The 22,713-nt window shown below is 64.9% G+C and carries 25 protein-coding genes; 16 read left to right on the forward strand and 9 right to left on the reverse strand.

Annotated features, from left to right (window positions below):
• Window positions 1–16: 16 nt before the first annotated feature.
• Complete coding sequence (locus tag M3484_RS13815) at window positions 17–1,480, forward strand: hypothetical protein (protein WP_249497324.1); 1,464 nt, start codon at window positions 17–19, stop codon at window positions 1,478–1,480.
• A gap of 78 nt (window positions 1,481–1,558) precedes the next feature.
• On the opposite strand, the gene M3484_RS13820 is transcribed toward M3484_RS13815, so the two are convergent.
• Window positions 1,559–2,053 (reverse strand): hypothetical protein, encoded by a 495-nt coding sequence (locus tag M3484_RS13820; RefSeq protein ID WP_249497325.1) that lies wholly within the window; start codon window positions 2,051–2,053, stop codon window positions 1,559–1,561.
• A gap of 207 nt (window positions 2,054–2,260) precedes the next feature.
• Between M3484_RS13820 and mtgA the strand changes: the two genes are divergently transcribed.
• The 6 genes from mtgA (at window position 2,261) to M3484_RS13850 (ending at window position 6,355) form a co-directional block, all read left to right on the forward strand.
• Window positions 2,261–3,037, forward strand: a complete 777-nt coding sequence (mtgA, locus tag M3484_RS13825; protein ID WP_092899760.1) for a monofunctional biosynthetic peptidoglycan transglycosylase — start codon at window positions 2,261–2,263, stop codon at window positions 3,035–3,037.
• A gap of 86 nt (window positions 3,038–3,123) precedes the next feature.
• The gene (gene fzlA, locus M3484_RS13830) at window positions 3,124–3,789 is read left to right on the forward strand and encodes an FtsZ-binding protein FzlA (RefSeq protein WP_092899762.1); all 666 of its coding nucleotides are present in this window, start codon (window positions 3,124–3,126) and stop codon (window positions 3,787–3,789) included.
• A 51-nt stretch (window positions 3,790–3,840) separates the two neighbouring features.
• On the forward strand, window positions 3,841–4,899 hold the full coding sequence (gene queG / locus M3484_RS13835; RefSeq protein ID WP_249497327.1) for a tRNA epoxyqueuosine(34) reductase QueG: 1,059 nt from the start codon (window positions 3,841–3,843) through the stop codon (window positions 4,897–4,899).
• A 120-nt stretch (window positions 4,900–5,019) separates the two neighbouring features.
• Window positions 5,020–5,199, forward strand: coding sequence for a hypothetical protein (locus tag M3484_RS13840; protein ID WP_092899766.1), 180 nt, complete (start codon window positions 5,020–5,022; stop codon window positions 5,197–5,199).
• Between the two features lie 75 nt (window positions 5,200–5,274).
• Window positions 5,275–5,703 carry an organic hydroperoxide resistance protein gene (locus M3484_RS13845; protein WP_249497328.1) on the forward strand — a complete coding sequence of 143 codons (429 nt, stop codon included), beginning with the start codon at window positions 5,275–5,277 and terminating at the stop codon, window positions 5,701–5,703.
• Window positions 5,704–5,914: 211 nt separating this feature from the next.
• Window positions 5,915–6,355 carry a glyoxalase superfamily protein gene (locus M3484_RS13850; protein ID WP_249497329.1) on the forward strand — a complete coding sequence of 147 codons (441 nt, stop codon included), beginning with the start codon at window positions 5,915–5,917 and terminating at the stop codon, window positions 6,353–6,355.
• Window positions 6,356–6,579: 224 nt separating this feature from the next.
• Here M3484_RS13850 and M3484_RS13855 read toward each other — a convergent pair whose 3' ends face one another.
• On the reverse strand, window positions 6,580–7,446 hold the full coding sequence (locus M3484_RS13855) for a branched-chain amino acid aminotransferase (RefSeq protein WP_092902049.1): 867 nt from the start codon (window positions 7,444–7,446) through the stop codon (window positions 6,580–6,582).
• A gap of 144 nt (window positions 7,447–7,590) precedes the next feature.
• Between M3484_RS13855 and M3484_RS13860 the strand changes: the two genes are divergently transcribed.
• From M3484_RS13860 to dxs, 6 genes are all read left to right on the forward strand, one after another.
• Window positions 7,591–8,118, forward strand: a complete 528-nt coding sequence (locus tag M3484_RS13860; RefSeq protein WP_092899772.1) for a MarR family winged helix-turn-helix transcriptional regulator — start codon at window positions 7,591–7,593, stop codon at window positions 8,116–8,118.
• A gap of 24 nt (window positions 8,119–8,142) precedes the next feature.
• Complete coding sequence (locus tag M3484_RS13865; protein WP_092899774.1) at window positions 8,143–8,856, forward strand: response regulator; 714 nt, start codon at window positions 8,143–8,145, stop codon at window positions 8,854–8,856.
• 65 nt (window positions 8,857–8,921) lie between these two features.
• Window positions 8,922–9,836 carry a histone deacetylase family protein gene (locus M3484_RS13870; RefSeq protein ID WP_249497330.1) on the forward strand — a complete coding sequence of 305 codons (915 nt, stop codon included), beginning with the start codon at window positions 8,922–8,924 and terminating at the stop codon, window positions 9,834–9,836.
• Window positions 9,833–10,072 (forward strand): exodeoxyribonuclease VII small subunit, encoded by a 240-nt coding sequence (locus tag M3484_RS13875; RefSeq protein ID WP_092899778.1) that lies wholly within the window; start codon window positions 9,833–9,835, stop codon window positions 10,070–10,072. The genes M3484_RS13870 and M3484_RS13875 overlap by 4 nt, the downstream gene beginning before the upstream one ends.
• Window positions 10,069–10,938, forward strand: coding sequence for a polyprenyl synthetase family protein (locus tag M3484_RS13880; protein WP_249497331.1), 870 nt, complete (start codon window positions 10,069–10,071; stop codon window positions 10,936–10,938). Before M3484_RS13875 ends, M3484_RS13880 begins: the two co-directional genes overlap by 4 nt.
• Window positions 10,939–10,973: 35 nt before the next feature.
• Complete coding sequence (gene dxs, locus M3484_RS13885; RefSeq protein ID WP_092899780.1) at window positions 10,974–12,881, forward strand: 1-deoxy-D-xylulose-5-phosphate synthase; 1,908 nt, start codon at window positions 10,974–10,976, stop codon at window positions 12,879–12,881.
• An 84-nt stretch (window positions 12,882–12,965) separates the two neighbouring features.
• Here dxs and lpxK read toward each other — a convergent pair whose 3' ends face one another.
• Genes lpxK through M3484_RS13900 form a run of 3 tightly spaced genes read right to left on the reverse strand, consistent with a single transcriptional unit; the run spans window position 12,966 to window position 15,409 of the window.
• Entirely contained in the window at window positions 12,966–13,961 is a 996-nt protein-coding gene (lpxK, locus tag M3484_RS13890; RefSeq protein WP_249497332.1) for a tetraacyldisaccharide 4'-kinase, read from the reverse strand.
• On the reverse strand, window positions 13,961–15,166 hold the full coding sequence (locus tag M3484_RS13895; protein WP_249497333.1) for a 3-deoxy-D-manno-octulosonic acid transferase: 1,206 nt from the start codon (window positions 15,164–15,166) through the stop codon (window positions 13,961–13,963). Before M3484_RS13895 ends, lpxK begins: the two co-directional genes overlap by 1 nt.
• 3 nt (window positions 15,167–15,169) lie before the next feature.
• Window positions 15,170–15,409: a DUF4170 domain-containing protein gene (locus tag M3484_RS13900; RefSeq protein ID WP_249497334.1), complete on the reverse strand. Its 240-nt coding sequence runs from the start codon at window positions 15,407–15,409 to the stop codon at window positions 15,170–15,172.
• A 216-nt stretch (window positions 15,410–15,625) separates the two neighbouring features.
• Between M3484_RS13900 and M3484_RS13905 the strand changes: the two genes are divergently transcribed.
• Genes M3484_RS13905 through M3484_RS13915 form a run of 3 tightly spaced genes read left to right on the forward strand, consistent with a single transcriptional unit; the run spans window position 15,626 to window position 17,227 of the window.
• Window positions 15,626–16,504 carry an SPFH domain-containing protein gene (locus M3484_RS13905; RefSeq protein ID WP_092899787.1) on the forward strand — a complete coding sequence of 293 codons (879 nt, stop codon included), beginning with the start codon at window positions 15,626–15,628 and terminating at the stop codon, window positions 16,502–16,504.
• Window positions 16,504–16,782, forward strand: a complete 279-nt coding sequence (locus tag M3484_RS13910; protein WP_092899789.1) for an NfeD family protein — start codon at window positions 16,504–16,506, stop codon at window positions 16,780–16,782. Before M3484_RS13905 ends, M3484_RS13910 begins: the two co-directional genes overlap by 1 nt.
• 7 nt (window positions 16,783–16,789) lie before the next feature.
• Window positions 16,790–17,227 (forward strand): NUDIX domain-containing protein, encoded by a 438-nt coding sequence (locus tag M3484_RS13915; RefSeq protein WP_249497335.1) that lies wholly within the window; start codon window positions 16,790–16,792, stop codon window positions 17,225–17,227.
• Window positions 17,228–17,247: 20 nt separating this feature from the next.
• Here the strand turns inward: M3484_RS13915 and M3484_RS13920 are convergent, their stop codons facing one another.
• The 4 genes from M3484_RS13920 to M3484_RS13935 all read right to left on the reverse strand — a co-directional run bounded on the left by M3484_RS13920 (window position 17,248) and on the right by M3484_RS13935 (window position 22,696).
• On the reverse strand, window positions 17,248–18,048 hold the full coding sequence (locus tag M3484_RS13920) for a 3'(2'),5'-bisphosphate nucleotidase CysQ (RefSeq protein ID WP_249497336.1): 801 nt from the start codon (window positions 18,046–18,048) through the stop codon (window positions 17,248–17,250).
• Between the two features lies 1 nt (window position 18,049).
• Window positions 18,050–19,396: a TldD/PmbA family protein gene (locus M3484_RS13925; protein WP_249497337.1), complete on the reverse strand. Its 1,347-nt coding sequence runs from the start codon at window positions 19,394–19,396 to the stop codon at window positions 18,050–18,052.
• A gap of 95 nt (window positions 19,397–19,491) precedes the next feature.
• Complete coding sequence (locus M3484_RS13930; protein ID WP_249497338.1) at window positions 19,492–21,093, reverse strand: DUF2125 domain-containing protein; 1,602 nt, start codon at window positions 21,091–21,093, stop codon at window positions 19,492–19,494.
• 64 nt (window positions 21,094–21,157) lie between these two features.
• Window positions 21,158–22,696 (reverse strand): DUF2125 domain-containing protein, encoded by a 1,539-nt coding sequence (locus tag M3484_RS13935; RefSeq protein ID WP_249497339.1) that lies wholly within the window; start codon window positions 22,694–22,696, stop codon window positions 21,158–21,160.
• Window positions 22,697–22,713: the final 17 nt, after the last annotated feature.

A 22,713-nucleotide genomic window follows, 5' to 3' on the forward strand; every position in this document is an offset into this window, starting at 1 on the left:
CGGAACGGAGAGCGCAATGCATGACGAACTGATCCCGACTCATTTGCCTGCCGCCCTGCTATGCGGCCTCCTCCTGTCAGCGCCCCTCGCGACCCATGCAGCCGAGATCTCGCTCATCGACCCCGCCTTGCGCGATGCGGCGGGGCTGGTATCGGGCAGCTGCAGCCTTCGCCTGAAAGGCGGGATCGAACCAGGGGATGCCGGCCGGCTTGAGGTCATGCTGGAAGATGACAGCATCGAGCACGGACGCCCGACCAGTCTGATGTCCGGGACCGGCGCCGAGGGTCAGGTGCTTTGCCTCAACAGCGCCGGAGGCGATGCCTCTGCGGCGCTGGCGCTGGCAAAGGTGATCCGCGACAACGCGCTTGCGACCGTGGTGCCGGATGGCGCGGACTGTTTCGGCGCCTGTGCGGTGGCGTTCATGGCCGGGTCAGCCGCCTCCTCGAATTCGGGGGGCGGTGCGCGGATGCCGATGCGGGCGCTCCATACCGGGGGAAGGCTGGGCTTTCTGGCACCTGATTTGCCCGATGGCGATGCAGTGCTGGATTACATCGCCGGGCTGACCGACCTGTTTTCCGGCATCGACAGCTATACGCCCACCGCCCGGTTCCATCCGCAACTCCTGGTCGGGATGCTTTCGCATCGTGATCCGGCCCAGCCCTATATGATCGACACCACCGGCAAGGCCGGCCTCTATGATATCCGCCTTGCCGGCGTGCCGCCCATCGAGACTGATGAGGCCACCTGGATGCGCGCCTGCAACAATCTCTCGCTGCAGGCCAGGGGCTGGCAGGGTGCGACCGATCCGGATCTGAGTTCCTGGGCCTGGCAGGTCAATCTGCCCGAAGAGGGATATGAACCCGAAGCCCGCCTGCCGCCCGCAAACTGGAACCTGCTGGCCGGGGGCACGGATGAGACAGCGCCGCCCTTTTTCCGCGAAGTTCTGTCGCGACATCACCAATGCCTGTTCTACCATGATGCCCAGGCCACGCCGGCCTATACCGCCTGGTTTGAACGGGTGAGCGAAGATTCGGTGCCGCAGCACCGGCTGTTCGATCTCTGGCAGACACTGCCGCATTACACGCCTCTGGCTGAATTACGCACTATGGCACGCGTAGAACCCGCCGATTTCCGCACGCTTTACGCCAATCCGCCGGTGGACGCGCCCCATCCTGACCTGCCCGCTGTCCAGGCTTTCGCGCCCGGGCACACGGTGCTGCTGGAAAGCAAAGAGGGAAATATCGCCTATTGGCTTGGCGAGAATGGCACCGGCAGGGCCTATGCCTCCGGCGCGCCCGCTGCCGGTTTCCACTACCAGATCGAGGCGGATCAGCTTTGTGTGACCCGCGAGGCGGGGGCCGAAACCTGCGGCCGGATCGTCAGCGCCGGGGATGGCGGGACGCTGCTGAAAACCGAAACAGAAGATCTTACGATCCACTGGATGCGGCCCGGCGATATCGGCCCGCTGCCGGTAAACTGACAGCCTAGCGCCCCGCATCTCGCGGCCAATGCAGGTTTGGGGAAGACCCCCGGGGGCAATCACGCCCCCGGGGCAGGATTACGGAGCCGGTGCCTCGACCGGCGGCACCTCTGCCGGAGCATCCGGTGCCGCAGCGGGCCTGTCATGCCCCTGGCCGGATTTGTCATGTCTGAACCCGGCCCCGCCTTTTTCGCGATCCTTGCCGCGATCCTTGCCATGGGCTTTATGGTGCTCCCCGCCCCGGCCCTTTGCATGGTCGCGGTCTTTGCCGGGGCCTGCAGCCGGGGTCGCGGCCAGCTTTTCGGCCAGCGGCGTGATCGCCTCGACACAGGCGGCAATTGCGGTCTCGCCGCATTGCACGCTGATGGTCCGCCCGGCCCCGAAATCAAGCCGGATCATCGGGGACCGCGCAAAGCGCGCGCCCGCGCCGTGACCATGGCCCGTCCCGGGGCCGGCCCCTTGGTCTGCATTTTGCGCCGGGGGCGGCACTGCGGCCTCCTGGGAAAACGCGCTCAGCGGCATCAGGGCAAGGGCGCCGGCCAGCGCGGCCGGAAGAAGCTTAAGTCCTGCCATGGGAGATACTCCTTTTCATGGTCTGTTCGTCCTGGATCACGACTGTTCCACGCCCCTCCCCGGGGTTTCCGTCGGCAAGGCGCCCCCGGCACGGGAAGCGCCAGGCGGCGATCCGCCGGGCTCCGACGGCAACGCCCCGATCTGCACCACAGGCATGGCGCGCCGCGCGACTTGACGCATGGCCTCTGACCAGGTCATTGCAGGATCATGTCGGACGAGATCGTTGAGCAGCCCGAGGAAAAGAAGCCGGTGGTCCGAAAACCACGGAAAAAACCCGCAGCGGGCGCGACGGGCGCTAAAAGCACGCGGCGTCGCGGGGCGTTTGCGCAGCTCCGGCGTTGGGCGCTCCGGGCGGTTCTTGGCGTCGTGGGCTTCTTCCTTGTGCTGATCCTTCTGTTCAGCTTCCTGCCGCCCCCGATCAATATCTATCAGATGCAGGAAAAATGGCGGCTTGGCGCGATTGACCGGAAATGGGTGTCCTGGGACGAGATCGCGCCGGTGATGGGCCGCGCGGCCGTGGCGGCAGAAGATGCGAATTTCTGCAACCACTGGGGATTTGACATGACCGCAATCCGGGACGCGATCAATTCGGGATCGAACCGGGGGGCGTCCACCATCACGCAGCAGGTGGCGAAGAATGTCTTTCTCTGGCATGACCGCTCTTACGCCCGCAAAGCCGCCGAAGCCGCGCTCACCCCGGTGATCGAGCTTTTCTGGTCGAAAGAGCGCATCCTCGAAGTCTATCTGAACGTTGCCGAATTCGACGAGGGCGTGTTCGGGGTTCAGGCGGCGGCGCGGCATTATTTCGGGGTCGATGCGAAAAACCTGTCGGCCCTGCAGGCGGCACGGCTCGCGGCGGTACTGCCCGATCCGAAACGCCGCTCGGCCTCGAAACCCTCGGCTTTCGTGCGCAAACGGACCGCCTCGATCATGTCAGGCGCCGATACGATCCGCGCCGATGGCCGCGCCGGCTGTTTTCAGTAGCACGCTTTTGCCGCTCTGACCGGCGCCGGGATTGATCGCCAGGCCCGCAGGGTCTAGGACAGGGGAAGTTTGCGGGCAGTAACCAGATGAACCGTCTTTATCACGTCCCCCTTTCCCCCTTTTGTCGCAAGGTGCGGCTGACTTTGGCCGAGAAGAAAATCGAGGTCGAGCTGGTCGAGGAGCGTTATTGGGAACAGGGTCAGGATTTCCTGCGGCGCAATCCGGCGGGGAAAGTGCCGATTCTGCGGCTGAACGGGCGACTTCTGAGCGAAAGCCAGGCGATTTGCGAATATATCGACGAAACGGTTCTGGTGCCGCCGCTGGTGCCGAGGGATCCCGAACTGCGCTATGAGATGCGCCGGCTCTGCACCTGGTTTGACGACAAGTTCCATCACGAAGTGACGTCCAAGCTGCTTTACGAGCGGGTGAACAAAAAGCTGACGAAAGAGGGCTACCCGGATTCGAAAAATGTGAAATCCGGGTCGAGCAAGATCAAGTATCACCTTGATTATATGGCCTGGCTGCTGGACCGGCGGTCCTGGCTGGCCGGAGATGTGATGACGCTGGCGGATCTGACGGCGGCGGCGCATCTGTCGAGCCTGGATTATATCTCGGATGTCGACTGGCACCGGCATGAGGTGGTCAAGGACTGGTACGCCAAGATCAAGTCGCGCCCGTCCTTCCGGACGCTGCTGGCGGATCAGGTGCCGGGTTTCCCGCCACCCCGGCAATATACCGATCTGGATTTCTGAAGCTGGCCGGGTGGGGGCCAGCCCCCACACCCCCGGAGTATTTGAGCCAGGATGAAAAGCAACCATCCCCTCCCGTTGAAGGAGCGGCTGCGGGAGCAGGCGCTGGCAGAGGGATTCTCGAAAATGGGGATCTGCGCGCCGGATGCGGTGCCGGGAACCGCGGCGCGGCTGAGGGAATTTCTGGAAGCCGGGCGGCATGGGTCCATGGGCTGGATGGCAGAGCGCGAGCACTGGCGGGGGGCACCGGGGGCGCTCTGGCCAGAGGCGCGGTCGGTGATCATGCTGGCAGAGGTTTACACGCCCGAAGAAGATCCGCGCGCAGTGCTGGAACAGCGCGACCGGGCGGCGGTCTCAGTCTATGCCCAAGGCAAGGATTACCATGATCTGGTCAAGCGGCGGCTGAAACGGCTGGGGCGCTGGCTGCTGGACCAGACGGCGGGCGAGGAGATCAAGGTTTTCGTCGATACCGCGCCGGTGATGGAGAAGCCACTGGCCGAGGCGGCGGGTCTGGGCTGGCAAGGGAAACATACGAACCTGCTCAGCCGCGATCTGGGGAACTGGTTCTTTCTCGGCTCGATCTTCACCACGCTTGATCTGCCGAAAGATGCGGCAGAGGTCTCGCATTGTGGCTCCTGCCGGTCCTGCCTGACCGCCTGCCCGACCGATGCCTTTCCCGCGCCCTATCAGCTGGATGCGCGGCGCTGCATTTCCTATCTGACCATCGAGCATAAGGGGCCGGTGGACGAAGACCTGCGCGCCCGGATGGGCAACCGGATCTATGGCTGCGATGATTGTCTTGCCGCCTGCCCCTGGAACAAATTCGCGCAGCAGGCCAAAGAGATCGGCTATCAGCCGAAGGTCGGGGCACCAGAACTCGCCGAGCTTGCCACGCTGGATGATGCCGCATTTCGCGCGCGCTTTGCCGGCAGCCCGATCAAGCGGATCGGCCGCGACCGTTTCGTCCGCAACGTGCTTTACGCCATCGGCAATTCGGCAGACCCTGGCCTCGCCAGCGCCGCCGGGGCGCTGTGTGCGGACCCGGATCCGGTCGTTGCCGATGCAGCAAGATGGGCTCTGAGCCGGCTGACCAATGCCGGGCCCGGCCGCTGACCAGGCCGGATCCGGCCGGACGGGGTGAGGCTGGCGGAAAACGCCTGATTGCAGGCTTGGGATATAAGACGGCCTGTGCCAGACTGCCTGCAGTGACGCAGCACATGTGAGGAGGACGTTATGAGCAGGCATCTTGCCGACAAACGCACAGCCACCACCGGCGCGAGGGTCAAAGCCTTTCTGAACATCGCCCGCAGCAAGGGCGAGACCGGGCGCGACACATTCCACAAGCCGCGCGAAGGCGCCGGCCCCGCCCGGATGCAGCAATTCCTGCGGATCGCACGCGGCCGCACGGTCTGAGCCCCATCCGGTTGACCGGGTGACCGGATGTCCCGGCCCGGCGATAAGGACTCGGGCCATTTCAAAGGAGTGACCATGTCTGTCGACGTGAAATACAAGACTTCTGCCAAAGCCACGGGCGGTGGCCGCAACGGGGTGGCCGGGCTCGACAACGGCCAGCTCACCGTGACCATGGCCAGCCCGAAAGAACTGGGCGGATCGGGCCTCGGGCATAATCCCGAAGAGCTGTTCGCCACCGGCTATGCCGCCTGCTATCTGGGTGCGATGCGCTTTGCCGCCGCGTCCGAAAAGCTGGGCACGGTGCCGGATGCGGCAACCGTCAGGGCAGAGGTCGGGATTGGCCCGCGTTCGGATGGGGGATTTGGCCTGAAGGTAACGCTGACGGTCAGCCTGCCGGGCCTGGAGCGCGACGTGGCCGAAAAGATTGTCGAGCGCGGGCATTTCATCTGCCCCTATTCCAACGCAACCAAGGGCAATATCGAGGTCGAAACCGTTCTGGCCTGAGCGGGTCGGAACGGATCGGGCCGGCTCCGGCTTGACCTGGACGGCATTTGCGCCTATCTGGGCGGCAGGGTTCCGGTCCCTGCCGCCTGCTGGCATTCGCCATGGTGAAACCGGAAAGACCGATCCGCCGCTTCTGTTTCAGGCCGGGTTCGATGGCAATGCAGGCTCCATCCCAGATCTCCCGGCGCTCTGAATAAGGATGCCAAGGCAGATGGAACACAGAATTTCTGCAATACCGCGCCTCGAAGAGGCAAAGACCCAGGCGAAAGCCCTGCGCAGTGAACTGGCCCGCCAGGGTCAGGAGATCAGCCATTCCGCCGCGCTGGAACTGGTGGCAAAGGCGCATGGCTTTCACGACTGGAACACGCTTCATGCAAGGGCCGGCAACCGGCCGCAGCCCCCTGTGCGACTGGGAGACATCACTGCCGGGCGCTATCTCGGTCAGGACTTCCTCGCCGAGGTGATCGGGGTGACGGCGCTGTCCGAGGGCCGTTATGAGGTCGAGTTACAGCTGGATCAGGCGGTGGATGTGGTGACATTCGACAGTTTCTCGAATTTCCGCAGCCGGATCCGCAAAGTGGTCGATGCCTCGGGGCGGTCGTTTGACCGCACGTCGGACGGGGCGCCGCATCTTATCCTGCGCGCGCCATAAGCACGACGGCTTCGGGTTGCAGAGAGCATCTCGGGGCGCCAGCTTCACGCGCCGTGAGATGCTGGCGCCCCTATGCGTGCCTCTGTATCTGAGATCCCCCGGTGAACCGCTGACCTTTCAGCGCAAAGCGTTCCCGAGCCCGAGGGAGAGGGTATGCTACGGCTGACCAAACCAAAAACGGCGGAGCAAATGCTCCGCCGTTTCTGATTTCATGATGCCGCAGCTTATGCGCGGACGTGGCGCTCATAGGTTTCCGCGATGTCGCGGGCGATAGCGCCGACTTCGAATTTAAAGCCACCAATCTCACCCACCGGGGTGACCTCGGCCGCGGTGCCGGTCAGCCAGCACTGCTCGAAATCAGCAAGCTCGGTCGGCATGATATGGCGCTCATGCACGGTGAGGCCTTTTTCTTTCAGCAGGCCGATCACCGTCTGGCGGGTGATGCCGTTCAGGAAGCAGTCGGGCAGCGGCGTATGCACTTCGCCGTCTTTGACGAAGAAGATATTCGCGCCGGTCGCCTCGGCGACATAACCGCGGTAATCCATCATCAGCGCGTCGGAACACCCTTTGGCCTGGGCCGCGTGTTTCGACATGGTGCAGATCATATAAAGACCGGCAGCCTTGGCGGCGGAGGGGATCGTCGCCGGATCCGGACGGCGCCATTTCGAGATGTCGAGCTTGGCGCCCTTCATCTTGGCGTCGCCGTAATAGGCGCCCCATTCCCAGCCTGCGATCACCAGACGTACCGGGTTGCCAACGGCCGAAACACCCATCTCATCGCCCGCGCCCCGGAAGGCAATCGCGCGCACATAGGCATCGGTCCAGCCGTTTGCCTTCAGCATCTCATATTTGGCGGCCTCGATTTCCTGCACGGAATAGGGGATATCCATGTCAAGGAGTTCGGCCGATTTGCGCAGCCGCATCGAATGCTCGACGCCCTTGAAAATCTTGCCATTATAGCAGCGCTCGCCCTCGAAGACCGAGGATGCGTAATGGAGCGCATGGGTCAGGACGTGGACATTCGCCTCACGCCAAGGGACGAGCTTTCCGTCCATCCAGATCCAGCCATCACGATCGTCATATGCCGCCATATCCCGGCCCTCCATTTTTACGAAAGTTGCGCGACACTCATGCTGCACATGCATTATCTTGCGCCAACCTGTCGACTCGCTACGCTTCATGACTTGGAAAGTCAACAAGGCTGACGTAAGTTGTCCTCAAATAGGAGGCTGACCATGTCTCAATTTTCTGGGTCTCAACTTTCTGGCACCGCTCCGGGTGGCGGCGGCGAGAACCTGCTCTTCCTGACCGATGAGCAGCTGCGCAAAGGGATCGAAGCGATGTTCTTCGCCTATCGCGGCTTTACCGCCGATCCGGACCGGATTCTGGAGACGATGGATTATGGCCGCGCCCATCACCGGGCGGTGCATTTCATCCATCGCAGCCCGGGGACGACGGTGTCGAACCTGCTGGGGATCCTTGGCGTGACCAAGCAAAGCCTGAACCGGGTGCTGCGCAGCCTGATCGATGATGGTCATGTCCGCAGCGAAAAGGGCCGGCGCGACGGGCGCGAGCGGCATCTTTTCCTGACCGAAAAGGGCGAGGCGATGGAGAAAAGCCTGTCGGATGCGCAGCGTGCGCGGATGCGGGCAGCTTACCGTGCCGCCGGGCCGGTGGCGGTACAGGGTTTCCGGCAGGTGCTTGAGGCAATGATGGACCCGGGCCTGCGCGACTATTACAACCGTCTGAGAGATGGCGCCTGAGGCGTTGCAAAGGGAGAGCGACGCATGACAGGTACCGCACAGCATCTGGCGGATATCCATCTTCTCGTGGTCGATGACGACGAGCGGATCCGGGTTCTGTTGCAGAAATTCCTCGTGCGCAGCGGCTATATGGTCACTGTGGCGAAGGATGCCGCCCAGGCCCGGCGGCTGCTTGCCGGGCTTGAGTTCGACATGCTGATCCTTGATGTGATGATGCCCGATGAGGACGGTATCGCGCTTACCCGCGATCTGCGCAAAAAGACCTCGGTGCCGATCCTCCTTCTGACGGCGCGGGGCGAGACGGCGAACCGGATCGAGGGGCTGGAGGCGGGGGCGGATGATTACCTCGCCAAGCCCTTCGAGCCGAAGGAGTTGCTGCTGCGGGTGGCCGCGATCCTGCGCCGGGTGCCACAGGTGAGCGAGGCCGATCAGCCGCCGAAGATGCTTCACATGGGCCAGGTGCGCTATGATATGGACCGGGGCGAGCTGTGGCGCGGGCCCGAGCTGGTGCGGCTGACCGCGACTGAGGCCGCTTTGATGCGGCTCTTTGCGGCAAGCGCGAATGAGCCGATCTCGCGCGAGCGGCTGGTCCTCGACATGGGCCGCGAGGAAGAGGCGCAGGAACGCGCGGTCGATGTGCAGATCACCCGGCTCAGGCGCAAGATCGAGGATGATCCCAAGGTGCCGCGCTATCTGCAGACGGTGCGGGGCGAGGGCTATATGCTGGCCCCCGACTGAGGTGGCCGAACGCGGGGGGCCAGCCCCCGCCCCCGGAGTATTTAAGTCAGGAGGAAGGAGCATTGATGCTGGTTTTCTCAGATGGTGCTTTCGCGCGGCATCTGGTGCCGGAGGGGCATCCGGAACGGCCGGAACGGATGGCTGCAGTCGCGCGGGGCCTCGCCGGGCTTGAACTGGAAACACGGCCCGCACCTTTGGCATCAGAGGCAGAGCTCTTGCGCTGTCACCCGGCGGATTATGTCGCCCGGGTCAAGGCAGCCGTGCCTGCAGCTGGCCTCAGAGCAATCGATGGCGATACATGGCTCTCTCCTGGGTCATGGGAGGCCGGGCTTTGTGCCGTGGGTGGCGCCTGTGCAGCAGTTGATGCGGTGATCAGCGGCGAGGCACGGGCGGCTTTTGTGGCGGCGCGCCCGCCGGGCCATCATGCGGAAGCGGCGGTTGCGATGGGGTTCTGCCTCTTCGGCACCGTGGCGATTGCGGCGAAGCGGGCGCTGGATCATCACCGGCTGACCCGCGTCGCGGTGCTGGATTTCGACGTGCATCACGGCAACGGGACCCAGGATCTGCTGTGGGATGAGGCGCGGGTGCGCTTTGTCTCTTCGCAGCAGATGCCGCTTTTTCCCGGCACGGGATATGCGGATGAGTGCGGCGCGCATGGGCAGATCACCAATCTGCCGCTTAACGCCGGATCGGACGGGCGGGCGATGTGGGCGGCCTGGGCGCCGGAGCTGGAGCGGCTGCGGGCCTGGAAACCAGAGCTGATCCTGATCAGCGCCGGGTTTGACGCGCATATCGACGATCCGCTGGGGGGCCTTGGCTGGACGACGGCGGATTTCGTCCGACTGACGCGCGCGATTGCCGATCTCGCAGCGGGATGCGGCGCGGGGGTCGTATCCTGCCTCGAAGGGGGCTATGATCCGGGCGCGCTGGAAGATACTGTCCGCGCGCATGTGAGCGAGCTGAGCAGGACCCTCCGATGAGCCAGAAACCCGTTGCGGAAATGAGTTTTGAAGAAGCGATGGCGGCGCTGGAATCGGTTGTCGGCCAGCTGGAGCGCGGCGATGTCGCGCTGGAGCAATCGATCAGTCTTTACGAATTCGGCGACAGCCTGAAAAAGCACTGTGCCGCGAAACTCGCCGAGGCCGAGGCGCGCGTCGAGATGATCCGAGTCCAGGAAGGTCGCGCCACCGGCACCGCTCCGGCGGAGGGGCTGTGAGCTTTCCCGAACTGTTGAAGGCCGATGCCAGCCGGGTGCAGCTCTGGCTGCGCGATATGCTGGCGGGGCGCGCCGATCTGCCGGTGATTGCGGCGATGCGCTATGCGCTCACGGGCGGCAAAGGTTTGCGCGGCTTTCTGGTGCTGGAATCGGCGCGGCTTTTCGGGGTCGACCCGAAGGCAGCGCTGCCCGTCGCGGCCGCGGTCGAGGCCCTGCATGCCTATAGTCTGGTCCATGACGATCTGCCGGCGATGGATGATGATGACCTGCGGCGCGGCCTGCCGACCGTACATGTGAAATGGGACGAGGCCACCGCGATCCTTGCCGGTGATGCCTTGCAGACCCTGGCGTTTGAGGCGCTGACCGACCCGGTGATCGGCGCGGCAGAGCGGCGGATCGCGCTCGTTGCCGCCCTTGCAAAGGCCTCGGGCGCCGAAGGGATGGTTCTGGGCCAGGCGCTGGATATCGCCGCCGAGACGGCCGGTCGCACCCTGTCTCTTGCAGAGATCACATCCCTCCAGGCTGGCAAGACCGGCGCGCTGATCGGTTTTTCGGCCAGTGCCGGAGCGCTGATTGCCGGCGAAGACCCGGCACATTTGCGGGCCTATGCGGCGGCGCTTGGCCTCGCGTTCCAGATCCATGACGATGTCCTTGATGTCACGGGCGATGCCGGCATCACCGGCAAGCGCACCGGCAAGGATGAGGGGCGCGGCAAGGCCACTTTCGTCTCGCTTCTGGGCCTTGAACCGGCCCGTGACCGCGCCTCCGGGCTGATCCGCGAGGCCGAAGCCGCGCTTTCCCCCTATGGGGCGCGGGCCGAAAATCTTGTCGCCGCCGCCCGTTTCACCATATCAAGACAGGCCTGACCCCACAGGCCGCGCCGCTTCCCAGGAGCCTCCCCATGGCAGCATCCTCCACCATTCTCGACCGGGTGCATTTCCCGTCCGATATGAAGGCGCTTTCCGATGCCGAATTGCGCCAGCTGGCCGATGAGGTGCGGGCCGAGACGGTTGCGGCGGTCTCGGTGACCGGCGGCCATCTGGGCGCGGGGCTTGGCGTGGTCGAGCTGACCGTGGCGCTGCATGCCGTGTTCGACACGCCGAAGGACAAGCTGATCTGGGATGTCGGCCACCAATGTTACCCGCATAAGATCCTGACCGGGCGGCGCGACCGGATCCGCACGCTCCGGATGGAGGGCGGGCTTTCGGGTTTCACCAAACGTTCCGAGAGCCCCTATGACCCGTTCGGCGCGGCGCATAGCTCGACCTCGATCTCGGCGGCGCTTGGCTTTGCGATGGCGGCGGATCTGGGCGGTGACGCCGGCGATGCGATTGCGGTGATCGGTGACGGCTCGATGTCGGCGGGCATGGCATTCGAGGCGATGAACAATGCAGGCGCGCTGAAAAAGCGGCTTTTCGTGGTGCTGAACGACAATGAGATGTCGATTGCGCCACCGGTCGGCGCGCTCTCGGCCTATCTCAGCAAGCTTTACGCTGAAGCCCCGATGCAGGATCTGAAAGAGGTTGCAAAGGGCTTTGTCTCGCTGCTCCCGGGCCCGCTGCAGGAAGGCGCGAAACGCGCGAAAGAGATGCTCAAGGGCATGGCGGTCGGTGGCACGCTGTTTGAAGCGCTTGGCTTTACCTATGTCGGGCCGATTGATGGCCATGACCTCGACCAGCTTCTGCCGGTCCTCAGAACGCTGAAGGCGCGCTCACATGGGCCGGTCCTGCTGCATGTGCTGACGAAAAAGGGCAAAGGCTACGGCCCGGCCGAGAATTCGCCGGATCGGGGCCATGCCCGGGCGAAATTCGACCTGGTGACCGGCGAGCAGAAAAAAACGCCCTCCAACGCGCCATCCTATACGAAAGTCTTCGCAGAAAGCCTGATCCAGGAGGCCGAACGCGACGACAAGATCGTCGGCGTCACAGCCGCGATGCCGGACGGGACGGGGCTGGATCTGTTCGGGGCGCGTTTCCCGCGCAGGCTGTTCGATGTGGGGATCGCAGAACAACATGCGGTGACCTTCGCCGCCGGGCTGGCGGCGGGGGGGATGAAACCCTTCTGCGCGATCTATTCGACCTTCCTGCAGCGCGGCTACGACCAGGTGGTGCATGATGTCGCGATCCAGCGTCTGCCGGTGCGCTTTGCGATTGACCGCGCGGGGCTGGTCGGCGCCGATGGCGCGACCCATGCGGGCTCGTTCGACGTGGCCTTCCTTGCAAACCTGCCTGGGATGGTGGTGATGGCGGCGGCCGATGAGGCCGAGCTGAAACATATGGTCGCAACGGCGGCGGCCTGGGATGAAAGCCCGATTGCCTTTCGCTATCCGCGGGGCGAGGGCATGGGCGTCGAAATGCCGGCGCGGGGCGAGATGCTCGAGATCGGCCGCGCCCGGCTGCTGCAAGAGGGCAACCGGGTGGCGATCCTCTCCTTCGGGACGCGGCTTGCCGAGGTGCTGAAAGCCGCTGAAGCGCTGAGCGCGCGTGGCCTCGCGCCGACCGTGGTCGATGCGCGCTTTGCCAAGCCGCTGGACCGCGACCTGATCCTGCGGCTCACGCGCCACCATGAAGCGCTGATCACGGTCGAAGAAGGTGCGGTGGGCGGTTTCGGCAGCCATGTGGCGCAGCTGCTGGCAGATGAGGGCGTGTTCGACGGGGGGCTGAAATTCCGCTCGATGGTGCTGCCCGATATCTTCATCGACCAGGCCAGCCCCGAGGCAATGTACCGCGTCGCCGGCATGGATGCCGCCCGGATCGAAGCGAAAGTGCTTGATGTTCTGGGCATTGCCAGCGCCAGAAACCGGGCCTGATCACTGTGCCCGACCCCGTTTCCTTACAAGGAAACGGGCAAATTCCTGCAGAGGAATTTTGCCGAAATCTTTAAAGATTTCGGGTCACAGGCCCAGAGGTTTCAGCAAGGCGTCAAACGGCGTCCAGTCGTCAATCTCCAGCCGCACCACCAGGGTCAGCACTTTCAGGCGGAACGCAGGGGGCAGCCGCGCCGCATCCTTCTCGGTCGTGACCAGCTGCGCGCCGAGCAGCATCGCCTCTGCCTCCAGCCGCGCGATCAGCGCGGGCGAGAGCTTCTGGTGATCATCCAGTGCCTCGGCCCTGACCAGCTCGGCCCCTTCGGCCCTGAGCGTCGCGAAGAACTTCTCCGGATTGCCGATGCCGGCAAAGGCGAGCACCCGCTCCTGCCGCCAGTCCATCCCCATTTGCAGCGGTACGAGCCGGCCCGACAGCCTTGGGATGCCACCCAGGTCCCGCCCCCAGATCAGATCGAACCGCGTCTGAGCCACCGTGTCACCGATCGCAAGCACCGCATCCGCCCGCGCCAGCCCCACCGCCACCGGCTCGCGCAAAGGCCCTGCCGGGATGCAGAGCCCATTGCCGAAGCCCTGGCCCGCATCCACCACCACCAGCGACAGATCCTTCACGACTGACGGGTTCTGGTGACCATCATCGAGCAGGATCACCCCGGCCCCATCCGCCACCGCCGCCTTCACCCCTTCGGCCCGGTCCTTTGCCACCCAGACCGGTGCGAAAGGTGCGATCAGCAGCGGCTCGTCCCCCGTCAGATCTGCGGAATGTCGCGTCATATCGACCCGCAAAGGGCCATTGGCTGATCCGCCATAGCCGCGCGTGACCACCTGGACCTGATGCCCCCGCGCAGTCAGATGCGCAATCAGGGCCATGACGGTCGGGGTCTTGCCGACGCCGCCCGCGTTCAGATTGCCGACGCAGATCACCGGCACCGGCGCGCGGTAGCCGCCCGCCTGCCGCAGCCGCCGCGCGGTTGCCGCAGCATAAATTCCGCCCAAAGGCTGCAGGAGCCGCGCCTTCAGCCCCGGCGCGTCCGGCGGATTGTCCCAGAACCCCGGTGCACGCATCAGACCCGCCCCCGCGCTGGTGCCGCCGCCAGCGCCCTGCGCAGATCGGCGAGCACGGCCTCGGTTACCTCGGCCCCGTCCGAGACCACCCCCCAGGCTGCCTGGGCCAGACGTGCCGTACGATCGGGCGCCAGCAGATCGCCAAGCGCCTCGCTCAGATCCCGGATCGAGGCCACCGCCCGCGCCGCCCGCGCCGCGCCGAGCCGCCCGATCTGCGGGCCAAACCCCCCCGGTCGCGGCCCGTGCAGGATCGCCGAGCCAAGCGCAGCCGGTTCCAGCGGGCTGGTCAGAAGCCCGGTGCCCGACAGACCGCCGCCCAGATAGCTGACCGGCGCCAGCCTGTACCACAGACCAAGCTCGGCGGCATCATTCACGATATAGATCGCGGTCTCGGTCTCGGGTTCTTCTTCGTCACTGCGCGAGGCGGTGATCCAGCCCTGATCGGCGAGTTCCCGTGCCAGCGGCGCGGCCCGGGCAGGATCTTCCGGCATCACGATCAGCAGCAGCCGGTGCGCCAGCTGCATCGCATATTGCTGCGCCGCCAGCACCGCGCCCTCCTCGGAGCGCGGCACCCGCGCGCCAAACCAGACCGGCCGCGTCATCATCGCCGCCGCCAGATATTCCCGTTCTGCCTCGAGACAGGGAAGCGCGAGCGAACTTTCCTCCATCCGTCCCGAGCTGACCACCCGTGCAGGCGCGATGCCCGCACGCCTCCAGGCCCGCATCGCCGCCTGGTCAATCGCATAGACCTGCGACAAGGCCGAAACCGAGCGCCGCATCGCGCCCGGGATCCAGCTTTCATGCCCGCGCAGAAACCAGGGATCGCTGGCATCCGCCATGATCAGCATCAACTGCCGCTCGGCACATTCATGCAAAAGCGCCGGCCGGATCTCGCCTTCGGAAAACACGACCGCATCGGGGCGCCAATGGTCGAGAAAGTCGCGCACCGTCTGCGCGCCATCTTCCGGGGCCTGGTCAAAGATCACACCCTTCGCCCGCGCCCCGCCGCCTTCGCCGGTCATCAGCACGGCGACGCCATCCTCTTCGATCAACCGCCGCGCCAGCTCGCGCATGGCCGAAAGCGACGCCTGGCCCGGCACATGCAGCCAGATCAGCCCGCCCAGAGGGCGGGCCGGACGCTCTGCATGGCTGCGTCTCCGGCGACCCGTTGCCGGCCACCAGCCTCTCGACGGCGCAGTCGCCATGGGTCAGCCGGCCTGAGCCGCCGACGCGGTCAGCTCTTCGTCCCGCAGACGATGAAGATGCGCGATGAAATATCGGGTATGGGCATCATCGACCGTGCGCTGCGCCTCGGCCTTCCAGGCGACATAGGCGCTGTCATAATCGGGGAACATGCCGACAATATGGATCTTGTCCGCATCGCGGAACTGGGTCGAGTCCGGCGAGACCAGCTCGCCGCCAAACACCAGATGAAGTCTCTGCGCCATGGTATTCCTTCCCGTCAGCGGGCCCGTCAGCGGGGCGGTCCTTCAGCAGCGCCGGACCGCAGTCACCGGCCGGACGCCGGGCGCAGTCTACAGTGCCACGACTGCGGGGAAAAGACGGCGGGCGGGCCTGTGGAAACTCTTACCTTGATATGAACGCCTTCCCTGATCACAATACGCGCAAATACCGGTAATCGGGCCGTTCCAGGAGAATTAATGATGGATCTTAGTAACATTTCAGGCTCAAACGCCGTCCTGGTGGCGATTGCCGTCTTTGTCATTCTCTGTATTTTTCTGGGCGTCCGCATCGTTCCGCAATCGGAAAAACATGTGGTCGAACGCTTTGGCCGGCTGAAATCCGTATTGGGGCCGGGGATCAACTTTGTCGTGCCCTTTCTTGACCGCATCGCCCATCGCGTTTCAGTGCTCGAGCGTCAGTTGCCCACCGCCAGCCAGGACGCCATTACCGCCGATAACGTGCTGGTCAAGGTGGAAACCTCGGTCTTCTACCGCGTGACCGAGCCGGAAAAGACCGTCTACCGGATCCGGGATATTGACGGCGCCATCGCCACCACCGTCGCCGGCATCGTGCGCTCGGAAATCGGCAAGCTGGAACTGGACCAGGTGCAATCGAACCGCAGCCAGCTGATCGAGCGGGTGCGCGAACAGGTTGCCGCCATGGTCGATGACTGGGGCGTCGAAGTGACCCGGGCCGAGATCCTTGACGTCAATCTTGATGACGCGACGCGCTCGGCCATGCTGCAACAACTGAACGCGGAACGCGCGCGGCGCGCACAGGTGACCGAGGCCGAGGGCAAGAAGCGCGCGGTCGAATTGCAGGCCGATGCCGAACTTTACCAGGCGGAACAGCAGGCGAAAGCCAAGCGCGTCACCGCCGAGGCCGAGGCATTCGCCACCTCAGTGATCGCCGCCGCCATCGCCGAAAACGGCATCTCTGCGGCGCAGTATCAGGTGGCGCTGAAACAGGTCGAGGCGCTGGAAGCGGTGGCCAAAGGTCAGGGCAAACAGACCATCCTGATCCCGGCCCAGGCGCTTGAGGCCTTCGGAAATGCGTTCAACATGCTGAAAGGCAAGTGATGGATCAGATCTGGAGCACCTGGTGGAGCTGGATCGTGCTGGGCCTGGCGCTCGGCATGGTCGAGGTGATCGTGCCCGGCTATATCTTCGTAGGTTTCGCGGTCGGCGCGGCGCTGACCGGGCTGGTCGTGCTGGTCGGGATCCCTGCCGGGCTGCCGATGCTCCTTGCGATCTTTGCGGTGCTGTCGCTGATTTCCTGGCTGGTGATCCGCCGGCTGCTGGGCACCCGCGACGGCCAGGTGAAGATCTGGGACCGCGACATCAACGACAATCCGTAAGCCGGTCATGGCCGGATTCAACGGCGCAAAAGCCGCGTTTTTCCACCTGGACGGTGGTGAAGCGCGGCTTTTGACTTATTTGCGCGACGACTTCCCGCACCTGCCCTGGCCGGGCCACTGGGACCTGCCCGGCGGCGGGCGCGAAGGCGACGAGACCGCCGAGGCCTGCCTGCTGCGCGAGTTCCGGGAGGAATTCGGCCTCACCCTTCCCGCCGCGCGGCTGCTGTACCGGGCGGAATTTCCGCCCATGGCCGGTGGCGACCTGCCGGGGATCTTTTTCGCCGCGGAAATCACCATATCTGAAATCGCCGCGATCCGCTTCGGCAGCGAAGGCCAGTGCTGGGAGATGATGCGGGTCACCGATTACTTCGGCCACCCCCGCGCCATCCCGGCCCTGATCGCGCGGCTGCGTCATGTCGCACCGCTGTTTGGGATCAGGCTTTAAACGGCTCCCTGGTCACCGCGTCAGACGCCAAGCCCGCGCATGAAGCCCTGATGCAGGGCGGGCGGCGCGGCGACAACGCCGTCGCTTTGCGGTACTGCGCGATTGAACACCAGATCCGCACCGTGGCGGTCGGTGACCCTGCAGCCCGCCGCCGCCGCGATCAGGCTGCCTGCTGCCGCGTCCCATTCCCAGGTCCTGCGCAGCGTCAGCATGGCATCCGCCCGCCCCTCGGCCGCCAGACACAGACGGTAAGCGAGAGACGAACGAAACACCCGCTTCACATCCGGGATGCCGCCTGGCCATTGCGCCGGGTCGAGATTGACACGGTTGGTCATCACACTGGCCCCGGTCAGATCCGCGCGCGATGAGGCCCGGATCTCGCGGCCATTGCAAAAGGCCCGCCCGCCAAGCCGGGCGCTATAGGTCAGATCGCGGGCGGGCAGATGCACCACTCCCGCCACCACGACCCCGCCGCGCACCAGAGCCAGCGACAGCGCGAATTCCTTCTCTCCGGCGAGAAAAGCACGGGTGCCATCGATCGGATCAACGATAAAGACATCCTCATGCCCCAGCCGGGCCAGGTCATCCGGGGTCTCCTCAGAAAGCCAGCCATAAGTGGGTCGCGCCGCCATCAGCGTCTCGCGCAGGCTGCGGTCAACCGCGAGATCTGCCTCGGAAACCGGGCCGGCATCATCGGGCTTTTCCCAGGCCTCGGGCGCGCGCCGCCAGTAGATCAGCGCAAGCGGCCCCGCAGCCCGCGCGGCGCGTTCCAGCAGATCGAGATCTTCGGCATCCCGGTCAGGCCTCGATTCACGCCCCAAATCACACCCCGGCAATGGTCATTCCGTCGATCAGGATCGAGGGCACCCGGATCGCCAGATGCTGCCGCGCATCATTGGCCTGAACGATCCGCCGCAGCATGTCGCGCAGATTGCCCGCTATGGTGCATTCATGGACCGGATGCGAGAGGCGGCCGTCCTCGACCCACCAGCCCGACGCCCCGCGCGAGTAATCGCCCGTGGTCGGGTTGATGGTCGAGCCGATCAGCGAGGTGACCAGCAACCCCGTCCCCATCTGCGCGATCAGGTCGTCGCGGCTGGCGGTGCCCGGCGTCAGTTCCAGATTGGTCGTGCCCGGCGAGGGTGGCGCCGAAGGCCCGCGCATTGCATTGGCGGTCGGGCGCAGTTTCAGCCGCCGCGCAGTGGCGAGGTCGAGCACCCAGCTTGTCAGCACCCCATCCGCCACGAAATCCTTTGCCGAGGTCGCCAGCCCTTCGGCGTCAAAAATCCGCGAGGAAGACCCGCGTTTGCGCAGCGGGTCTTCGCGCAGGCTGACCCCCGCCGGCAGCACCGGCTGATCCAGCAGATCGCGCGCCCAGGAGGCGCCGCGCGCTACGGCCTCGCCATTGATCGCGCCCAGCAGATGTCCGATCAGCGAAGACGCGATCCTCTCATCATACAGAACCGGGAAAGTGCCGGTCGGCGGTTTGACCGCGCCGAGCCGTTGCAGCGCCCGTTCTGCCGCGAGCCTGCCGATCCCGGCGCCATCGGGCAGGTCAGTGGCCCAGGGCCGCGCCTCTCCGGCGTAATCGCGCTCCATCGCGGTGCCAGAGCCGCAAAAGGCCACAACCGACCGGCTGTGACCGCTGCGGCCATAGCCGCCGGCAAAGCCATTCGACTGCGCAAGATGCAGGGCGCGGCGCGAAAAGGTGGCCGAGGCTTCGGCCTGGGTGATGCCGTCTGCCTCAAGCGCGGCCGCTTCGAGCCCGCGCGCTGCAGCCTCCAGCGCCGCCGCATCCGGGTCGGCACCGCCATCTTCCAGCTCGAGCCCCGAGGAATCGCGCAGCGCGGCCAGCTCACCAGGATCCGCAAGCCCTGTCGCCGCATCCTCCGGGGCCTCACGCGCCATGGCAATGGCGCGTTCCGCCAGCGCTGCAATCGTCACGGCGGAAATATCAGAGGCCGAGACACAGGCCTGGCGCTGGCCGATCAGCACCCGAAGCCCGATATCGGTGCCTTCGGCGCGTTCGGCCTGTTCCAGCTGGCCCTGACGGATATCGACCGAAAGCGCCGTGCCGCGCACTGCAAGCGCATCGGCCTGGTCGGCCCCGGCGGCGCGGGCGGCTTTCAGAAGATCATGGGTCAGTTCGGCAAGATCGGGCGCGGACATGCGTTATCCTTTGTGGGGCAAGGCAGAGGTAATCTGCCCCGCCCCCTGGCGCAAGGGCTGGCCCCGGCGCGGCGGCAGGGCAAACCCCGGCGGTTTCAGCGGATTTTGACCCCGTTGAGGAACAGGCCCTTCTCGCGGAAATCGACTTCGGTATTCAGCGTATCCGGCGCTTCACCGGCGCGCCCCACCATCATAAGTGCTGCCCGCGCGCCCTGGACATCTTCGGCGCTGATCTGACCGGCCTTCGCCATCAGGTCGATCAGCCCATAAGCGCCCGTGGTCAGGATCGAGACACGGCCCGAGGGCAGCGGCAATCCGTCAAACGTAGCCAGATCCGAGAAATCAAAGCCCAGCCCGCCCTGGCCGGTCGACAGAACCCCAAGGCCCGCGAGTTTCATCTCGTTGATCTTAAAGCTGAACTCGGTAAAGGGCTGACCGGCGTCGGCCGGATTCCAGCCGGGTTTCAGCATCTCTGGCTGCACGCCGTAACGGCCACCCAGATCCAGCGCGAGGGTCAGCGGCTCATGCGGCAGCTCGGTGCCATTGCTGATCAGATGCCACATCTCATCCGACATGGTGATGTCACGCATCACATACGCCGCCGACCAGTCCTGCGGTTTGGTCAGCCCGTTCAGCCCTGCCTCAAGGCCGATCCGGTATTCGCCTATTCCGTAACTCATGCTGTCCGCCGGAAAATCGGGAATATCGCCGGTCAGCAGGAACCGCGTTCCCTTCAGCACCGTGGAATAGCCGATCTTCGTCGCATCAATCCCGAGCGCGAGATCCAGCGTGGCAAAGCCGATATCCCAGGTCGTCGGCGTGGTCTCGGTTCCGGCGGAGATTTCGGTCACATCACCGGTGAATTCCGCATCCCCAAGCGAAAGGCTGACCTTGCCGCGCATCCCGGCATCGAGCAGCGCAAGCCAGGCCGCAACCGGGAAATCGCCGCGCGCCATCGCCGCCTCGGCCTCCTGGACCGCCGGCGAATTGACCGGCATCGCGCCGGAAAAGCCCGCCGAGGATTTGCCCAGCCGGGCCACCATCTCGGCACTGCCCGAGGCGTTTTTGCCAACCGCGGCCCGCGCATTCAGCGTGTCAAAAGACACTGCCGCATCAATCAGCGGCACATCCGTCGCGAGATCCTGCAGATAGCGCAGGACAAAGCTGTCCAGCACGACACTGGCGGTCACCACGCCCTTTTCGGGGGGGATCGCCGGCACGAAGCGGTCAAGTGTCAGCGTCATCGTCGGCGCCGCCGCCTGGAATTCGGCACGCTCACCCAGCCCCTGCACCACAAGGCTCAGATCCGGCGCATCGACGGTGATGAACACCTTTTCTGGCCCGGGCTCCGCCCCGGTTTCATCGGCAGGCGCGTCGGGCAGTTCGAACATCAGCGGGAACCGGTCGGGCAGGATCACCGCCACCGAACCATCGGCCTGGTTGACCAGCTTCATCACCTCAAGCTGGAGCATCCCCGCCTCATCGCCCATGTCGAGCCGCAGATCCTGGAGCACAAGCTGGTTGCCCTCGCGGTTTTCACTGGCGCTGAGGCTGCCGCCCGCCAGGGCAACGCCATCCTGCCAGGCCGCCCAGAGTTCCTGAGCGGTCACGCCCTGGGCCCAGGCCGCCGGCGGAAGAGCGGTCATCACGACCAGGGAACCGGCAAGGGCGGCAGAGTTGCGCAACAAAGAAGACATGTCAGGAGTTTCCAAAGGACGAAGAGAGTGTTCCGGAAGGCGGGCTCCCGGGCGGCGTAAGAGGTTACAAAAGTTGCTGGCCGTTGACGAAGAGGCCCTTGTTGCGGAACACGATTTCGGTGGTCAGCTGATCGGGCCCGGCGCCCGGGCGGGTGAACATGGCCATCGCCATGCGGATGCCGGTCAGGTCATTGGCGCTGACAATCCCCAGAGCCACGAGTTTGTCGAGAAGCGCCGACACCCCCGCTAGGCTGACCGTGATCCTGCCATCGGGCGCCGGGAAGCCCTGGAAGGTCGTGGTATCGCTACTGTCAAAACTCAGCGCGCCACTGGCATCGAGTTGCGCGCCAAACAGCTTTGCAAACCCCTGCTTCAGGTCGATCTGATCGATGCGGGCCAGCGGCACGCTGGCGGAAGGATCCTGCGTCGGACCCGGCACCAGGAAATCCTGCAACCAGGCACCCTTGCCGGTCAGGTCCACGATCAGCGTCGCCGGGTCTCGCGACAATTGCGAGCCCGGGTCCGCAAGGCCCCAGACATAGTCCGAGACCGTCACATCAACGAGGCGGCTCAGAAAGCTGAAATCCTGCGAAACCCCGTCATTGGCGAGCGGCATTCCCATCCGCAGCGTCACTTCGGTAAAAGCCCCGCCCAGATCGGTCAGCCCGGAAGACGGCAGCTCCGCCCGGACATCGCCCCCCAAAAGTGAGAGCCCGTAATCAAAGCGGGCGGCATCAAAGAGCAGCCCCAGATCCCCGCCATCGAGTTTAGCGGTAAAGCTTCCTTTGGCCACGCCGGTATTGTCGGTATCGTTGAACTGCGCCGTCACCGCCCCGAATTCAAGCTTGCTGTCAAATGCCAGCCCCTCGGCCAAAGCCGTTCGGATATCGACCAGCCTGTCAGCTGGCAGAACCGCACCGCTGAAAGTTGATTTCGCGCTCGCAAGGGTCATGGTTCCCGAAAAGCCCGCCGCCCTCTCTTCCGCCGGGCCTGTCTTTTTCCCCGAGACGGTCAGCACCATCGGCCCCAGGGCCATTTCGGACTGAACCCTGACCGCCCCGCCGGGCTGCCGCATCTGCAGGCACGTGCCGGACAGCTGTTCGCCGGTCAGCACCCCCTGCACGTCATGCAGCTCAACGGCCTCATTGCGCAATTCGATCAGCTTCGCCTCGAAGCCGGCGATGGTGTAATCATAGGTGATCGCATCCACCGTGCCCGACGCAATGGTTTCGGCCCCGGTCTGACGGATCTCGACCCTGAAGCCGCGGGCGTCATCCGAATTGAGTTGCGCCCTGTAATCAACGCGGAACATATCTGACATGGTCATCGCGACCGTACCGTCACTGCGGCCGGTCAGGGTCAGCCGGTCAATCTGCATCTGCACATTTGCAGTGCCATCAAGGTCACCCGAAAGCGTGCCGATCCCGCTGATCACCAGCGCATCGCCCTCGCGGGTCTCGGATCTGGTGGTGACCGATCCACCGCTCGCGGTCACGCCGGCCTTCCAGCTGTCCCAGACCTCTTCCGGGGTCAGCGCCCAGGCCGCCTGAGACGGAAGAACAAGCGCCAGCACTGTTGCCGCAGAAATAGTCCAGCGCTTCATCCTCAACCCCGACGCGG

Origin of the sequence: Pseudomonas sp. GX19020 (assembly GCF_023371075.1) — a bacterium.
Lineage (GTDB): Bacteria > Pseudomonadota > Alphaproteobacteria > Rhodobacterales > Rhodobacteraceae > Pseudogemmobacter.

Excerpts from the sequence above, each read along its gene's own strand:
- dxs (WP_092899780.1), top strand. The coding sequence starts at position 10,974 with ATGGCAGCATCCTCCACCATTCTCGACCGGGTGCATTTCCCGTCCGAT.
- M3484_RS13870 (WP_249497330.1), top strand. The coding sequence starts at position 8,922 with ATGCTGGTTTTCTCAGATGGTGCTTTCGCGCGGCATCTGGTGCCGGAG.
- M3484_RS13840 (WP_092899766.1), top strand. The coding sequence starts at position 5,020 with ATGAGCAGGCATCTTGCCGACAAACGCACAGCCACCACCGGCGCGAGG.
- M3484_RS13820 (WP_249497325.1), bottom strand. The coding sequence starts at position 2,053 with ATGGCAGGACTTAAGCTTCTTCCGGCCGCGCTGGCCGGCGCCCTTGCC.
- M3484_RS13855 (WP_092902049.1), bottom strand. The coding sequence starts at position 7,446 with ATGGCGGCATATGACGATCGTGATGGCTGGATCTGGATGGACGGAAAG.
- M3484_RS13815 (WP_249497324.1), top strand. The coding sequence starts at position 17 with ATGCATGACGAACTGATCCCGACTCATTTGCCTGCCGCCCTGCTATGC.
- M3484_RS13910 (WP_092899789.1), top strand. The coding sequence starts at position 16,504 with ATGGATCAGATCTGGAGCACCTGGTGGAGCTGGATCGTGCTGGGCCTG.
- M3484_RS13900 (WP_249497334.1), bottom strand. The coding sequence starts at position 15,409 with ATGGCGCAGAGACTTCATCTGGTGTTTGGCGGCGAGCTGGTCTCGCCG.
- M3484_RS13875 (WP_092899778.1), top strand. The coding sequence starts at position 9,833 with ATGAGCCAGAAACCCGTTGCGGAAATGAGTTTTGAAGAAGCGATGGCG.
- M3484_RS13935 (WP_249497339.1), bottom strand. The coding sequence starts at position 22,696 with ATGAAGCGCTGGACTATTTCTGCGGCAACAGTGCTGGCGCTTGTTCTT.
- queG (WP_249497327.1), top strand. The coding sequence starts at position 3,841 with ATGAAAAGCAACCATCCCCTCCCGTTGAAGGAGCGGCTGCGGGAGCAG.
- M3484_RS13850 (WP_249497329.1), top strand. The coding sequence starts at position 5,915 with ATGGAACACAGAATTTCTGCAATACCGCGCCTCGAAGAGGCAAAGACC.
- M3484_RS13865 (WP_092899774.1), top strand. The coding sequence starts at position 8,143 with ATGACAGGTACCGCACAGCATCTGGCGGATATCCATCTTCTCGTGGTC.
- M3484_RS13915 (WP_249497335.1), top strand. The coding sequence starts at position 16,790 with ATGGCCGGATTCAACGGCGCAAAAGCCGCGTTTTTCCACCTGGACGGT.
- M3484_RS13845 (WP_249497328.1), top strand. The coding sequence starts at position 5,275 with ATGTCTGTCGACGTGAAATACAAGACTTCTGCCAAAGCCACGGGCGGT.
- M3484_RS13930 (WP_249497338.1), bottom strand. The coding sequence starts at position 21,093 with ATGTCTTCTTTGTTGCGCAACTCTGCCGCCCTTGCCGGTTCCCTGGTC.
- fzlA (WP_092899762.1), top strand. The coding sequence starts at position 3,124 with ATGAACCGTCTTTATCACGTCCCCCTTTCCCCCTTTTGTCGCAAGGTG.
- mtgA (WP_092899760.1), top strand. The coding sequence starts at position 2,261 with ATGTCGGACGAGATCGTTGAGCAGCCCGAGGAAAAGAAGCCGGTGGTC.
- M3484_RS13860 (WP_092899772.1), top strand. The coding sequence starts at position 7,591 with ATGTCTCAATTTTCTGGGTCTCAACTTTCTGGCACCGCTCCGGGTGGC.
- lpxK (WP_249497332.1), bottom strand. The coding sequence starts at position 13,961 with ATGCGTGCACCGGGGTTCTGGGACAATCCGCCGGACGCGCCGGGGCTG.
- M3484_RS13895 (WP_249497333.1), bottom strand. The coding sequence starts at position 15,166 with ATGGCGACTGCGCCGTCGAGAGGCTGGTGGCCGGCAACGGGTCGCCGG.
- M3484_RS13925 (WP_249497337.1), bottom strand. The coding sequence starts at position 19,396 with ATGTCCGCGCCCGATCTTGCCGAACTGACCCATGATCTTCTGAAAGCC.
- M3484_RS13905 (WP_092899787.1), top strand. The coding sequence starts at position 15,626 with ATGGATCTTAGTAACATTTCAGGCTCAAACGCCGTCCTGGTGGCGATT.